General features: G+C 32.7%; 13 protein-coding genes and 1 tRNA gene. 5 read left to right on the plus strand and 9 right to left on the minus strand.

Annotation, left to right across the window (positions count from 1 at the left end):
• Nucleotides 1-30: 30 nt before the first annotated feature.
• Nucleotides 31-168 (minus strand): hypothetical protein, encoded by a 138-nt coding sequence (locus DPN68_RS13160; RefSeq protein WP_157958499.1) that lies wholly within the window; start codon nucleotides 166-168, stop codon nucleotides 31-33.
• Nucleotides 169-466: 298 nt separating this feature from the next.
• On the opposite strand from DPN68_RS13160, the gene DPN68_RS05060 reads away from it, so the two are divergent.
• The 3 genes from DPN68_RS05060 to DPN68_RS05070 all read left to right on the plus strand — a co-directional run bounded on the left by DPN68_RS05060 (nucleotide 467) and on the right by DPN68_RS05070 (nucleotide 3274).
• On the plus strand, nucleotides 467-1027 hold the full coding sequence (locus tag DPN68_RS05060) for a hypothetical protein (RefSeq protein ID WP_239987016.1): 561 nt from the start codon (nucleotides 467-469) through the stop codon (nucleotides 1025-1027).
• Between the two features lie 68 nt (nucleotides 1028-1095).
• Nucleotides 1096-1302 (plus strand): helix-turn-helix domain-containing protein, encoded by a 207-nt coding sequence (locus DPN68_RS05065; RefSeq protein ID WP_113988565.1) that lies wholly within the window; start codon nucleotides 1096-1098, stop codon nucleotides 1300-1302.
• Nucleotides 1303-1384: 82 nt separating this feature from the next.
• Nucleotides 1385-3274, plus strand: a complete 1890-nt coding sequence (locus DPN68_RS05070) for a DUF2075 domain-containing protein (RefSeq protein WP_239987021.1) — start codon at nucleotides 1385-1387, stop codon at nucleotides 3272-3274.
• A 91-nt stretch (nucleotides 3275-3365) separates the two neighbouring features.
• Here DPN68_RS05070 and DPN68_RS05075 read toward each other — a convergent pair whose 3' ends face one another.
• From DPN68_RS05075 to udk, 6 genes are all read right to left on the minus strand, one after another.
• Nucleotides 3366-3941 (minus strand): transposase, encoded by a 576-nt coding sequence (locus DPN68_RS05075; RefSeq protein WP_113988567.1) that lies wholly within the window; start codon nucleotides 3939-3941, stop codon nucleotides 3366-3368.
• Nucleotides 3942-4054: 113 nt separating this feature from the next.
• Nucleotides 4055-6184, minus strand: a complete 2130-nt coding sequence (gene scpA / locus DPN68_RS05080) for a methylmalonyl-CoA mutase (RefSeq protein WP_113988568.1) — start codon at nucleotides 6182-6184, stop codon at nucleotides 4055-4057.
• A 15-nt stretch (nucleotides 6185-6199) separates the two neighbouring features.
• On the minus strand, nucleotides 6200-6823 hold the full coding sequence (locus DPN68_RS05085; protein ID WP_113988569.1) for a hypothetical protein: 624 nt from the start codon (nucleotides 6821-6823) through the stop codon (nucleotides 6200-6202).
• A gap of 4 nt (nucleotides 6824-6827) precedes the next feature.
• The gene (locus DPN68_RS05090; protein ID WP_113988570.1) at nucleotides 6828-8192 is read right to left on the minus strand and encodes a methylmalonyl-CoA mutase subunit beta; all 1365 of its coding nucleotides are present in this window, start codon (nucleotides 8190-8192) and stop codon (nucleotides 6828-6830) included.
• 11 nt (nucleotides 8193-8203) lie between these two features.
• A complete protein-coding gene (locus tag DPN68_RS05095; RefSeq protein WP_113988571.1) occupies nucleotides 8204-8557 on the minus strand; it encodes an FtsB family cell division protein in 354 nt (117 codons plus the stop codon).
• A 9-nt stretch (nucleotides 8558-8566) separates the two neighbouring features.
• On the minus strand, nucleotides 8567-9175 hold the full coding sequence (udk, locus tag DPN68_RS05100; protein ID WP_113988572.1) for a uridine kinase: 609 nt from the start codon (nucleotides 9173-9175) through the stop codon (nucleotides 8567-8569).
• A 267-nt stretch (nucleotides 9176-9442) separates the two neighbouring features.
• Between udk and DPN68_RS05105 the strand changes: the two genes are divergently transcribed.
• Together DPN68_RS05105 and trxB are read left to right on the plus strand one after the other, a co-directional pair.
• Nucleotides 9443-9517: transfer RNA gene (locus DPN68_RS05105), tRNA-Pro, on the plus strand.
• A gap of 135 nt (nucleotides 9518-9652) precedes the next feature.
• On the plus strand, nucleotides 9653-10600 hold the full coding sequence (trxB, locus tag DPN68_RS05110; protein ID WP_113988573.1) for a thioredoxin-disulfide reductase: 948 nt from the start codon (nucleotides 9653-9655) through the stop codon (nucleotides 10598-10600).
• Between the two features lie 48 nt (nucleotides 10601-10648).
• Here the strand turns inward: trxB and DPN68_RS05115 are convergent, their stop codons facing one another.
• Entirely contained in the window at nucleotides 10649-11476 is an 828-nt protein-coding gene (locus DPN68_RS05115; protein ID WP_113988574.1) for a GIN domain-containing protein, read from the minus strand.
• A gap of 102 nt (nucleotides 11477-11578) precedes the next feature.
• Nucleotides 11579-12319, minus strand: coding sequence for a head GIN domain-containing protein (locus DPN68_RS05120; protein ID WP_113988575.1), 741 nt, complete (start codon nucleotides 12317-12319; stop codon nucleotides 11579-11581).
• Nucleotide 12320: the final 1 nt, after the last annotated feature.

Here is a 12320-nt window from a genome sequence, read left to right on the forward strand (position 1 = left end):
ATTTAGTGAAAACGAAAAAGCTTATTAAATTTATTCCCGATTTATTCGATTTTTATTCAGTTTTGAAACAATAATTTTACGATTTTCATCTGTTAGAGTAACCATTTTTCTTAATGTTGCGCCAATTTTTTTGTCGGTAATTATTGTAATGGATTCTTTGTTTTTCATACTTAAATACAAATTTAGTCATTTTGAAATACCTTTACTTCATTTCCCTATTGATAAAATTTAACCACATAGAAACATAGGTAAAAAGGCAGTTATAGCCAATTAATTGTTACATATAGCTATGATTCCTATTGCAAAGTGAAACGACTTTTAAAGTCTACGAATGTCTATATTTCTATGTGGTTTAAAACTTAAAAAAGCAAATTCTATTTTAAAGTTTATTATTTTCAAAAATATAAAAAATATACACGCTCTAATTTCTTTAAATTACTTTATTTTGTGATTTAATTCTAAGATTTTGAAAGTAATTATCTTAACCCCAATGGAAATTGAGCGAGAAAAAGTACTAAACGCTTTAGCTCGAATTCCGAATTTGAATCATACGTACGAAGTAATCGTTTCTGGAATTGGTCGTGAAAGTACGGCTAAGGCGATGATGCAAATGCCACCACACGATATTTGTGTGTTAATGGGTTTTGCTGCTGTGGTAGGAAAAGAAGCCCATTTACCCGATTATTTGCATTTAGGAAAACCTATCGAAATTACCAATGCTTCGCTATACGGTTACGAAGGCGGCTTGTTTGAAAACGGAAAACCCATCATTACCGAAAAGCCAAAATTAAATTTACCTTGTTTGTCTTCCTTAACTTCCGACAAGTTTGTAAGAACAACCGATTTAGCCGAAAAAACGGTTGTAAATATGGAAGATTACACCTTTAAATTTTTGAAAAAACCACAAGATTTTATCGTGCGCATCATCTCCGATTTTTTACCTCACGAAACCGAAATTGACTTTTTTGAAGAAGTGAAAAGTATTGATTTTTTGGAAGGTGTGATGGCGGTGGAAGGTGTGAAGTAAATTCTAATTTTATTTTTGTAGACAATACTCCGTTGTTTAGTAGTCTTCATTTTTTAAACTTTGAGGCTATGAATATTAAGCAGAAATTTGGTCTCAAAGTAAAAGAATTGCGAAAAGCAAAAAATTTGTCGCAAGAAAGATTAGCTAATTTAGCTGAAATTGACAGAACATATTTGCCTACAATAGAAAAAGGAGAAAGAAATGTTTCCATTGAAGTAGTTGAAAAATTAGCCAAAGCTCTTGATGTAAAAATTAAAGATTTATTCGATGAATAGGTCGTACTACTCAAATTCTATTGAAGGATTTATCAAAGAGGATGTTAATTCAATTTACGGAAAAATTTCTGGAAATTACGATTTGAATAAGTTGACTATTCAGCAATCAAATGCGTGGAAAAAGCAAATTGAAATTTTAAAACAATCTATTTCTACATTTAGTGGAAAGATTTATTTTGAGTTTACAATCCCAAGAATGGGAAAAAGAGTTGATAATATACTAATTATTGATAATTGTATTTTTGTTTTAGAATTTAAAATTGGTTCTGATATTTATGATAAATCAGCTAAAGAACAAGCTTTTGATTATGGATTAGACTTGAATAATTTTCATGAAGGAAGTCATAATAAAAATTTAATTCCAATTTTAATTGCCGATAAAGCTCCTTCAGTTATAAATACATATTCAAAAAGTTTGGATTGCTTGTATCAGACTATTTTTGCAAATTCTTCTAATCTTAAGGATATAATTAATAACACTTTACAAAATTTGAAATCTTTTGAGAAGATAGATATAAAGTTTTGGGAAGAATCTATTTACAAGCCAACTCCAACAATTATTGAAGCTGCTACGGCTCTATATAAAAAACATAATGTTTCAGAAATTTCCAGAAGTGATTCTGGTGCTGAAAATTTATCAGTAACTTCAAATTGTATTTCAGAAATAATTGATTTTTCAAAAAGGAATAATAAAAAATCGATTTGTTTCATTACAGGAGTTCCAGGAGCAGGAAAAACATTAGCAGGTTTAAATATCGCGAATATTCGTTCAAATTATATAGAGGAAGAACATGCTGTTTTTCTATCAGGAAATGGACCATTGGTTGATGTTCTAAGAGAAGCTTTGGCAAGAGACAAAGTGAAAACTTCGAAGGAAAATGGAGAATATTTATCAAAAGATAATGCTAAATCTCAAGTTAAATCATTTATACAAAATATCCATCATTTTAGAGATGCATCTTTAAGAGACGACAAAGCGCCAATTGAAAAAGTAACAATATTCGATGAAGCTCAAAGAGCTTGGACAAAGGAACAAGCATCGAGTTTTATGAAAAGAAATAAAGGGAATTCAGAGTTTAATAAATCTGAACCTGAGTTTTTAATTGAAGTTATGGACAGGCATAAAGATTGGTGTACAATTGTCTGTTTGATTGGAGGAGGACAAGAAATAAATACTGGTGAAGCTGGTTTAGAAGAATGGATAAGACCTTTTGAAGATAAATTCAAAGATTGGGATATTTATTATTCATCAAAAATAATAGAAGATGATAATTATATAAAGGACAATAATGCCTTGGAAATTTTAAAAAGTAAATGTGCGGTAAGAAAAGATGAACTTCATTTATCTGTTTCCTTGCGTTCATTTAGAAGCGCTCAATTATCAAGTTTTATTCAAGAAATTATAAATAATGATATTATAAAGGCAAATAATATTTATCAAGAGTTTATTAAAAAAGAGTATCCAATTAGAATAACTCGAGATTTAGAAAAAGCAAAAAACTGGCTCAAAAAACAAGCAAAAGGGACAGAAAGAACAGGAATTATTGCGTCGTCAGGAGCTATTCGATTAAGACCTTTTGGATTAAATGTAAAAGCTAAAATTGATGCGCCAATTTGGTTTTTAAATGAGAAGGAAGATATTCGTTCATCATACTTCTTGGAAGAAGTTGCGACAGAATTTGATATTCAAGGATTAGAATTAGATTGGACTTGTGTTGCTTGGGATGGTGATTTGTTTTATAATAATAATCAATGGAATTATAAAAAATTTACAGGAACAACTTGGAAGAATTGTAGTAATACTGAAAGAATAAAATATTTGATTAATTCTTATAGGGTTTTATTAACAAGAGCAAGGCAAGGCATGATTATTTATATTCCGAACGGGAATAATGAAGATTCAACAAGGCCGGACTTTATGTATGATGGTACATTTGATTTTTTTATTAAAATCGGAATTAAAGAAATTTAGATAAAAAACACCAACATTTCTGCTGGTGTTTTATACGGTATTAAACCTGACAGGTTTCAAAAACCTGTCAGGTTTAAATCGTTAACATAAATTAAATTCCCAATAAATTTTCAATTGCGAAATAGTTTCCTTTTTCTTGATGTACATATTTGAAATTTTCTAAATCTCCAAAACATGCAATAACTTCTGTTCTCTTAATTTTCGTTGGTTTATCAGATAAACAAGAAATGTAAGAACTCCAAGGATATTCTATTGGGTGTGAACAAATTTTGTGATGAACAGGATTATTGTGTATGTAAGCAATTACGTTTTGTAAATAGTTGTCAAAGTTAACTTGTTTCCTCCTAAATGGCCTTTCAAACAAGGCACCATGTCGGTTATATTTCTTATTGAAAGCTTTTGTATAGGCATTGAAAAGATTTGAAAAAGATTGTGAAGGAGTAATTTTCTTTTCTAAATTAGTTTCAGAAGTTTCTTTTATTCGTACTATAAAATGGAAATGATTTTTCATTAAACACCATGCAAAAGTTTCTGCAATTGGTTCAATGTGTAATTCGAAAAGTTTAAGGAAATGTTCGTAGTTGTCTTTTTCTTTAAATAACGTTGTACTATTTATTCCACGATTGTAAATGTGGTAATAGTTACCATGTTGTAAGGCTTGTATCATGATTGTTTGGCGTTTATATAATTACAAATGTATGTAAAAATATTATTTTGCCAAAAGAAAACCTGACAGGTTTCAAAAACCTGTCAGGTTTAAATTATACTAGATGAACAACTTTACTCCTCCAATAAAACCTCTAAAATCGTAATCGCTGCATCACTAATTTTAGTTCCAGGACCAAAAACCGCTACAGCTCCAGCGTCGAATAAGAATTGGTAGTCTTGTGCAGGAATTACACCGCCAACAATTACCATAATGTCTTCTCTTCCGTATTTTTTTAGTTCTTCAATGACTTGTGGTACTAAGGTTTTGTGTCCCGCCGCTAAAGAAGAAACGCCTAAAATGTGTACGTCGTTTTCAACCGCTTGTTTGGCTGCTTCTTGTGGCGTTTGGAATAACGGACCAATGTCTACGTCAAAACCTACATCGGCATAACCTGTAGCTACTACTTTTGCTCCACGATCGTGACCGTCTTGTCCCATTTTCGCAATCATAATACGAGGACGACGACCTTCTTTCTTCGCGAAAGCGTCGGCTAATTGTTTTGCTTTTTCAAAACTTTCGTCGTTTTTAATTTCTTTACTATACACGCCGCTAAAACTTCTAATTTGTGCTTTATATCTTCCAAAAACTACTTCTAAAGCATCACTAATTTCGCCTAATGTAGCTCTGTTTCGTGCTGCTTCTACTGCTAAAGATAGTAAATTTTCACCACCATTTTTAGCGCTTTCTGTTAATTTTGCTAAACATTCGGCAACTTTAGTGTTGTCACGAGTCGCTTTAATTTGTTCTAAACGTTCAATTTGTTGTTTGCGCACCATTTGGTTGTCTACATCCAAAATATGTAACGGATCTTCTTTTTCCAAACGGTATTTATTCACCCCAACAATAATATCTTGACTGCTATCGATACGCGCTTGTTTACGCGCAGCAGCTTCTTCAATTCTTAGTTTTGGAATTCCAGCTTCAATGGCTTTGGTCATGCCACCTAATTCTTCTACTTCTTCAATTAATGCCCAAGCTTTTTCAGCAATTTCAGCCGTTAAACTTTCTACATAATAACTTCCTGCCCAAGGATCCACCGTTTTACAAATTTTGGTTTCTTCTTGTAAAAAGATTTGGGTATTACGAGCAATTCGTGCTGAGAAATCAGTTGGTAAAGCAATGGCTTCATCTAATGCATTCGTGTGTAACGATTGCGTTCCTCCAAAGGCTGCTGCGGCTGCTTCAATAGCAGTTCGAGCCACGTTATTAAAAGGATCTTGCTCGGTTAAACTCCAACCCGAAGTTTGGCAATGCGTTCTTAAAGCCAATGATTTTTCGTCTTTTGGGTTGAATTGTTTCAATAATTTTGCCCAAAGCATACGACCGGCACGCATTTTGGCAATTTCCATAAAATGATTCATTCCAATCGCCCAGAAAAACGAAAGGCGAGGAGCAAAGGTATCAATATCCATTCCAGCCGCTAAACCAGTGCGAATGTATTCCAAACCATCTGCTAAAGTGTATGCTAATTCAATATCAGCAGTAGCTCCCGCTTCTTGCATGTGGTAACCCGAAATCGAAATCGAGTTGAATTTTGGCATGTTTTTACTCGTATATTCGAAAATATCCGCAATAATTTTCATCGAAGGTGTTGGTGGATAAATGTAGGTATTTCGCACCATGAATTCCTTCAAAATGTCATTCTGAATCGTTCCTGATAATAGGTTAGGAGCAACGCCTTGTTCTTCCGCAGCTACGATGTAAAATGCCATAATAGGTAAAACCGCACCATTCATAGTCATTGAAACCGACATTTCACCTAACGGAATTTGGTCGAAAAGTACTTTCATATCTTCCACGGAGTCAATCGCAACTCCGGCTTTTCCAACATCACCCACCACTCGTTCGTGGTCAGAATCGTAGCCTCTGTGTGTTGCTAAATCGAAAGCAACTGATAATCCTTTTTGTCCAGCCGCTAAGTTTCTTCTGTAAAAAGCGTTACTTTCTTCCGCAGTTGAAAATCCCGCATACTGACGGATAGTCCAAGGTCGACGAACGTACATGGTAGCGTAAGGTCCGCGTAAATTTGGTGCAAAACCAGCTCCAAAACCAAGATGTTCTAAATTGGAAATGTCTTCTTTAGTGTAAGTTGGTTTTACTTCAATTCCTTCTGCAGTTGTAAACTTTTGTTCCAAGTTTAACGTTTCAGGTTTCAAGTTTTTGGATTTCTCCAAAGTTAAATGTTGTATATCTTTTCTCATAGTTCTAAAACTATTTTACAATTTCATTTTGAATATATATTCATCAAAATTAGTCAATATCGGAGTTTCTAGATTTAATAATGCACTTTTCCTATTATGACTAATAAAATATACATATTTGTAATAATCTATTTCATGACCAGGAATCCTGAATTTATAAATAGCTTTAAAAATTTGTTTATTATTACTTTTTTTAAATTCTGCTGCGATATTTTCTAGATTTGTTCCTTCTGGTGAATTTTGTTTTGTGATACTGTTAACAATTGAAAGCATGTAAGTTGCATCCTGTTTGTTGAATAAAACATATTTCGTCGGTAAAATATTTAAAATGCTTCCAGATTCAATATGCTCAAAAAAATAAATATTTTGATTGCTTTTCTCTAAAATATCTAATCTTTCAATTTCTCTTTTTTTAAATAAGGTGTCATTTGAATTATTTACTAAATTTTTATAATCTTTCAATGTAATAAATTCAAATTCTTCGGGTAAATACACTTTAATGTTTTCTTGCTTTATTGTATGATATCTGCCAAAAGTTTTGCTTTCATCATTCTTAGTTATAAGATCAGAAGCAGATTTTGTTAATTTTTCACAAGAAAATAATGCGCTTATAATAATTAAAAAAAGTATTTTCTTCATGCTATTATTGTTCTGATGCTAATCGTTCTTGTTCTAATTTTTCAGCCAAACGTTTTTCGATAATCGGTGTGATTAGCGTTTTCCTGGCGTTTTGTTTTACGAAAGGATACAATTCCAAATCGTTTTTCATTTGGTCGTTTTTGTTTGGGTACTTGTTAGTTCCCAATAAAACTTCTTTCCCTGAATCGAAAAGTTCTTGTTCTTTTTGAGCACTTTCGTTGATTTTTCTTTGAATTGTTCCATCGATTAATTGCGAAATCAAACCGCCATTTTTCTCGATATCTTTGAATAATTCTAAGGCTTTTTCAGCTAATTCTTCCGTTAAAGCTTCAATGTAATACGCACCATCAGCAGGATTGTTCACTTTGTCGAAATAACTTTCGTGTTTTAAAACTAACAATTGGTTTCTCGAAATTCTGTCGCCAAACTCGTTGTCTTTGTGGTAAATGGCATCGTAAGCTAAATTCGCAACTGCATCGGCTCCACCTAAAATGGCCGACATACATTCAGTAGTCGTACGCAACATGTTTACGTTGTAATCGTATAAAGTTTTGTTGCGTTTGGTTGGAGTTGCGATGATATGGCAATCGAAATTATGATTGTATTCTGTTGCTAATGTGTTGAATAAAAGGCGTAACGCTCTTAGTTTTGCGATTTCAAAAAAGTAATTCGTTCCAACAGCAATTTCAATCGTTATCGGTTGGTTGATGGCTGGAATTCTATTGAAATATTCATTTGCTTGCGCTAAAGTGTATGCCAATTGTTGCACGATATTCGCGCCAGCATTTTGATAAATTCCGCTTGAAATAGTTAAAAATGGAACAGTTGTTTTTGAAGCAATTGTATTTAGCTTTTCAAAATCTTTTTCAAGGTTTTCAAACCAATTACCATCTTTTACTAATTGTCCGATTGGATCATTTTGAATAAAGATATTGGCATTGTTTTTTGAAGCAAAATCATTGATTTTATTCGAAAATTCAACAGATAGAAATGGTAAATGGAAATAATAATTCACATTTTCTGTTGGAAGGTTTTGCATTAATTCATTAATGGAAACTGAATCACTTTCTAATGTAAAACGAATACTTTCAGCTCCTCTTTGTAAAGTTTCTAGTGCACGAATATTCGATTTCTTTACATCGTGAACAAAAATATTTTGAACGATTGCAAAAGGTTTTGTTGGAATAATTGCATTCAAATTCGCCTCAGTTTCATCATTATGATAAAAAGGTTTCACTTTAATGCCTTCTGGACTTTCCCAAACTAAAGTTTCGTTATAATCAGCCCCTTTTAGTTCGTATTGAATTTGTTGCTTCCATTGTTTAGAAGAAACGGCTTCAAAATCAGAAAATAAATTGTTGTTAGCCACGAATTATCTATTTAATTGTTACTAGTTTTTTTCTCAGTTTCAGCTTTCTTTTGGTCTTCAAACTCAATAATGTAGATGTCTTCGTTTTCGCGTTTCATATAGTACTTTTCGCGAGCGTATTTCTCTACGTGATCTTCGTTTTTGAGTTTTTTTATTCGAATGCTGTCTTCTTTGATTTCTTTTTTATAATAGTTGATGTTTTCTTCCAATAGATCAATTTCTTTATCTAAAACGCGATGTTCAAGATAGGAATAATTGTCTAGGAATGCCATCCAAATAACGAAAAACAAAAGCACCAAAACGTATCGATTCACTAATGCTTTTAGGAACCAAAACTGATTGAGAAATGCTTTAATTTTTTTCATTTGGTAAATTTAACTAATTCTTTGGTTAATTACCGCACGAACGACATCAATTGCAACTGTATTGTATTTGTCATTTGGAATAATGATGTCGGCAAAAGCTTTTGTTGGTTCGATAAATTGCTCGTGCATTGGTTTTAAGGTGTTTTGGTAACGGTTTAAAACTTCTTCCATATCACGACCACGTTCTGCAATATCTCGTTTTAGTCTTCGGATTAATCGCTCGTCAGAGTCAGCATGTACGTAGACTTTAATATCAAACATTTCACGAAGTTCTGGATTGGTAAGGATTAAAATTCCTTCTACAATCATTACTTTTCTTGGATGCGTTAAAATTTTATCGTCGGTTCTATCGTGTGTTACGAATGAATACACAGGTTGTTCAATGGTTTTTCCAGCTTTTAAATCTTTCAAATGTGCTACAAGTAATTCAAAATCAATTGCTCTTGGGTGATCAAAGTTAATTTTTGTGCGTTCTTCGTAAGACAAATGATGGGTTTCCTTGTAGTACGAATCTTGAGAAATTATCCCAACTTCTGTTGCCGGTAATTCATTCATAATTTGATGTACTACAGTAGTTTTACCACTTCCTGTTCCTCCAGCTATTCCGATAATAAGCATAATTTGTGTTGTCTAATTTGATGGAGCAAAAATAGGAATAATATTTTTTGTTGTTTTTGTTTTTGGATAGAAAGTTTTGAGAATGTGTGCTAAAAAAATATAGATGGTTGACACGAGTAAGAAAAGGATGCTAGTGTCACAGATTGAAAACTAAATTTTGAAATCTTTAGTTGATTGATTTAAGAAAAATAGAAAAAATATTTTATCAAATAAAAATCATTACAATTTGTGTAGAATGAAATTAATTGTATATTTGCACACGCTTTTCGGGGTGTAGCGTAGCCCGGTTATCGCGCCTGCTTTGGGAGCAGGAGGTCGCAGGTTCGAATCCTGCCACCCCGACAAAAAACCTTCTTGAGAAATTGAGAAGGTTTTTTCATTTTAATTAATTATGATTAAATAGTTAAAACTAATCCTTTTTACGTGTATATTTTTATATAAAAACTTACATTTGCTCTTCGTTAAAAAAATATGATTATGTCTGATACAATAGAAAAAGTAAAATGTTTGATTATAGGTTCAGGTCCAGCAGGTTATACTGCAGCAATTTATGCGGCTAGAGCAAATATGAATCCCGTATTATACCAAGGAACACAGCCTGGTGGTCAATTAACCACAACAAATGAAGTTGAAAATTTCCCAGGTTATGCAGATGGTGTTACTGGTCCTGAAATGATGGTGCAATTACAAGCACAAGCACAACGTTTTGGAACTGATGTTCGTGACGGTTGGGCAACTAAAGTAGATTTTTCTGCCGAGCCTCACAAAGTTTGGATAAATGATACCAAAGAAATTCATGCAGATACCGTAATTATTTCAACGGGAGCTTCTGCTAAATATTTAGGATTAGAATCGGAACAACATTATTTGAAATTAGGTGGTGGTGTTTCGGCTTGTGCAGTTTGCGACGGATTTTTCTACAGAAATCAAGAAGTTGTAATCGTTGGAGCAGGAGATAGTGCTTGTGAAGAGGCGCATTACCTTTCTAAATTATGTAAAAAAGTTACGATGTTAGTGCGTAGCGACAAATTTAGAGCTTCCAGAATTATGGAAGAGCGTGTGAGAAAAACAGAAAACATTGAAATTTTATTACACACAGAAACGGATGAGGTTTTAGGAGACGGACAAGTAGTAACGGGTGTTCGTGCAAAAAACAGAACTACTGGCGAAACTATTGAAATTCCTGCAACTGGATTCTTCGTAGCTATTGGTCATAAACCGAATACGGATATTTTCGCAGATTATTTAGATTTGGACGAAACGGGTTATATTATAAATGTTCCTGGTACAGCTAAAACCAATGTTCCAGGTGTTTTTGTTGGTGGTGATGCCGCTGATCATGTATATCGTCAAGCAATTACTGCTGCTGGAACAGGTTGTATGGCTGCGTTAGATGCCGAGCGTTATTTAGCTTCGAAAGAATAAGTTTTGAAATTTATATGATACAAAAAATCCAGCAAAAGCTGGATTTTTTTATTTTTTGTACAAAATAGCGTTGTTGCTAAATTTTTTCATAATAATTGCAGGTTCTCCATACAATTCGATTTCTGATTTTCCAGATGCGGAAATTGTAATTTCATTAACTACATTTACATTGCTTTTTGCGTAATGTTCACAGGTAATATCTAACGTTTTACAAGTTAATTTTTTTCCTGTCAAATTAGCGTTGTTGTCTAAACGGAATTTTCCATTTGCTACATCACCTTCAATTTGCGCTTCACTTTTTTCATACATATCCAGTTTCAATTCGGTAGTTACCAAAAGTGATTTCAATTTTGCGCTTTTACTTATTTCTAATACTGTATTTTGTGCTTTTATGTTTAGTTCGGCTTTACTTTTGTCGTTTAAAATTAAAGTAAAATCGGTCGCTTTTACATTTAAGAATGAACTAGATTTGTCATAGTTTTTAATAGTAATGTTTTCCAATTGCAAATCATTTAGTGCAAAAATTTTGGTTTCATGTTTTCCTACTACTAATTTTAAATTGTCGGCATAATTAATTCGTACGGAAAATTTCTTAGCGCTAACTACATCTTTTTGAGAAGTAATTCTTAATGTATTTCCCATTACATTATAGCTAATAGCATCGTGTAAATTGTCATCAGCTTCAATTTCGATTGATGGTTTATCGCCTTTTACCAAATAGACTTCTAAATTATCTTCAATTTCGATATTTTCAAAACTTTCCAATTCATGAATCGCATGTGTGATAATTTTTGAACCTTTTATTTTTTCTTTTCCTTGAGCCAAAATAACTGAAGATGTAAATAATAAGGCAACAAGTAGTAATGCTTTTTTCATTTGTGTTTTGTTTTTATAGGCTAGTGCAATTTTTATTCCAAAATTTCTTAAAACACAAATATAAAAAAAAACATCAGTTTGAGCTGATGTTTTTGCTAGTTCTTATCTCAATCGTACTTCGCCACCCGAATTCTTTTTTATTTCGATGGTTTTTGGTTGGCTGGAGTAGGAAATAGTAGCGCCACTTGAAGCTTTGGCTACTAGTTTTTCTATTGGATTAATTTTTATTTCACTTCCGCTTGAAGCTTCTGCTTCCGCTTCATTAGTGGTGAGTTTTGCTGCTGCAATTGTACTTCCACTAGAGCTTTCCGCTTTTAATTTATTGGTTTCGCCTATTAAAATAATTTCACTTCCGCTTGAGCTTTCGCATGCTAATTCGTTAGTCATTACTTCAATTTTTATTTGGCTTCCGCTACTTGATTCTACATCGAGTGAAGTTGCTTTAATGGTATTTTTATTAGTAATTGAAGCGCCACTAGAAGTTTGTAATCTTTCAATTATTGGCATTTGAACAAAAACTTTTTTAGCGGCTACATTTTTTAAGTTGGCATCACAATAGATTTTTAATTTACCATCTTTTACTTCTGTAATAATGTGTTCGTGTAAATTAGAATCTGCTTCAACTTTAATTCCGTGTGAATTTTCTTGAGTCACTATTACTTCGATTCCTGTTTTGGCTTCAATTGAAGTGAAATCTTCCGAAAGGTTTCGCGTTTCGGAAGTTACATCTCCATTGCCATTAACAATTTCGAAATTTCCATCAAAATTGACACACGATTGAAAGAGTAGACTTGCTATCGCGGCAATAATAATTCTCGTAATTTGAATAATTAGCTTAATCATG

Source organism: Flavobacterium tibetense (genome assembly GCF_003293845.1).
Lineage (GTDB): Bacteria > Bacteroidota > Bacteroidia > Flavobacteriales > Flavobacteriaceae > Flavobacterium > Flavobacterium tibetense.

What these genes read in the sequence shown, in the direction of transcription:
- DPN68_RS13160 (WP_157958499.1), bottom strand. Translation starts at nt 168, where the DNA reads ATGAAAAACAAAGAATCCATTACAATAATTACCGACAAAAAAATTGGC.
- DPN68_RS05065 (WP_113988565.1), top strand. Translation starts at nt 1,096, where the DNA reads ATGAATATTAAGCAGAAATTTGGTCTCAAAGTAAAAGAATTGCGAAAA.
- DPN68_RS05075 (WP_113988567.1), bottom strand. Translation starts at nt 3,941, where the DNA reads ATGATACAAGCCTTACAACATGGTAACTATTACCACATTTACAATCGT.
- scpA (WP_113988568.1), bottom strand. Translation starts at nt 6,184, where the DNA reads ATGAGAAAAGATATACAACATTTAACTTTGGAGAAATCCAAAAACTTG.
- DPN68_RS05085 (WP_113988569.1), bottom strand. Translation starts at nt 6,823, where the DNA reads ATGAAGAAAATACTTTTTTTAATTATTATAAGCGCATTATTTTCTTGT.
- DPN68_RS05095 (WP_113988571.1), bottom strand. Translation starts at nt 8,557, where the DNA reads ATGAAAAAAATTAAAGCATTTCTCAATCAGTTTTGGTTCCTAAAAGCA.
- udk (WP_113988572.1), bottom strand. Translation starts at nt 9,175, where the DNA reads ATGCTTATTATCGGAATAGCTGGAGGAACAGGAAGTGGTAAAACTACT.
- trxB (WP_113988573.1), top strand. Translation starts at nt 9,653, where the DNA reads ATGTCTGATACAATAGAAAAAGTAAAATGTTTGATTATAGGTTCAGGT.
- DPN68_RS05115 (WP_113988574.1), bottom strand. Translation starts at nt 11,476, where the DNA reads ATGAAAAAAGCATTACTACTTGTTGCCTTATTATTTACATCTTCAGTT.
- DPN68_RS05120 (WP_113988575.1), bottom strand. Translation starts at nt 12,319, where the DNA reads ATGATTAAGCTAATTATTCAAATTACGAGAATTATTATTGCCGCGATA.